Origin of the sequence: Mesorhizobium sp. M0802 (assembly GCF_040320115.1) — a bacterium.
Classification (GTDB): domain Bacteria; phylum Pseudomonadota; class Alphaproteobacteria; order Rhizobiales; family Rhizobiaceae; genus Mesorhizobium.
The window spans coordinates 1-1,463 of sequence record NZ_JAMYOY010000057.1; the positions used below are offsets into that span (position 1 = coordinate 1).

The 1,463-nt window shown below is 60.6% G+C and carries 2 protein-coding genes; one reads left to right on the forward strand and one right to left on the reverse strand.

The window, feature by feature from the left end; translation table 11 throughout:
• Positions 1-923, reverse strand: a 923-nt coding sequence (locus tag NKI10_RS30825; protein ID WP_352862609.1) for a M81 family metallopeptidase, incomplete at its 3' end; no start/stop codon positions are given.
• Positions 924-1,218: 295 nt separating this feature from the next.
• Between NKI10_RS30825 and NKI10_RS30830 the strand changes: the two genes are divergently transcribed.
• Positions 1,219-1,463: 3-keto-5-aminohexanoate cleavage protein (locus NKI10_RS30830; protein WP_352862610.1), on the forward strand; the 245-nt coding region annotated here is incomplete at its 3' end.

Genomic DNA, 1,463 nt, shown 5'->3' on the forward strand with positions numbered 1-1,463 from the left:
ATCAGCAACGGACCCGAGCCGGATGGAGCGGCCTCGCGGGCGATGCTGATGGTCTCGTCCATGGGGAGTAGCCGGACCGTTTCGCGGCCACGGCTCTCCCAGATGAAGTCGGCCAGCCGTTCGGCAACTTCTCGGTATTCCGGCCGCACTCCATCGCCGGTGACCAGCACCGAGGGCCCGGTGAACGGCACGTCGGCGAAGTCGAAGCCGGCATTTACGCCGATATCGAGCACGCCCGGCGTTTGGACCTCGGCCTCGCGCACCCTCGCCAGCATCTCGATCATTGGCCCATGTCCGGCAATGGTGCGACCGTGGTCCAGCCCGGTCAGGACTGGGCGGTTCGCCAGCGTGACGCTTGGCTTGATCTCACCCAGCATGGCTCGCTGCAGCAGCCGGCCGGCACGCTCGGCGGTCTCGTACATGTCGGTATGCGGCGTCGTCCGGTAGGTGGTGATGATGTTGGCCAAACTCGCCATGTCTTCGGTCGCGTTCGCATGCATGTCCAGGCTGACGGCGATGGGCACTTCGCGCCCGACGATCGACCGTACTTGCCGGAGGATCTCCCCCTCGGCGTCGTCGTGGCTCTCGGTGACCATGGCGCCGTGCAGCGGCAGTATTACGCCGTGCACGGGCATCGCCCGTTCGAGCGCGCGGGTGATGATTCCCATCATGTGATCGAAGGCGTGGTCCGTGACCTTGCCCGCGGGCTCACCATAGGCGAAGAGCGGGGCCACAAGATTCCAGCCGAACTCGTCGGCAAGATCGAGTACCGCACCCCATTCGCTGCGCGTTCCTCGCATCGCCCCGTCTATCGCGTCACCCTCAAGATATTCGCAGTTCCGAAAGTTATCCAGAGTGGTCGGCGTTATGCTGAAGGTATGGCTCTCGTGCATGATGGTCGCGGCGAATACTTTAAGAGACATGCGATCAACTCCCTTTATCATCTTGGTACCCCTCATGCGCGGCAGTCGGCTGCGACGTGGCCATTTTTTTATTGCCAGAGAGAGAGCTAACCTGTATTTGATCAAAGATCAAGGTGATTCTGAAATTCCATGGCGGCCAGCGATGTTTTCTGCGCAGTCCGAGTCCCACGTTGGATGGCAAAGTTCTCGTGCGCCACTCGGTTCTGGACAGAGCAGGTTTCAGTGCGCCAGAGCCTGTCGATCACGACAACAGAAGCTTGCGGCAGATCAGCCGATCAAAATAGGAGTAGGGAAAATGGGGCTCAACCCAAGCCGTGACGTATTCATCACTTGTGCGGTGACAGGCGCCGGTGACACCGCTGGCAAGTCCGTCAACGTGCCTGTAACACCGCGACAGATCGCCGACGCATCGATTGAAGCGGCCAACGCGGGCGCAGCCATCGTGCATATCCATGTACGCAACCCCGAAACCGGCAAAGCCGCGCGTGATTTGCATCTCTACGAAGAGGTTCTGAATTTGATCAAGAGATCGGGCGTCGA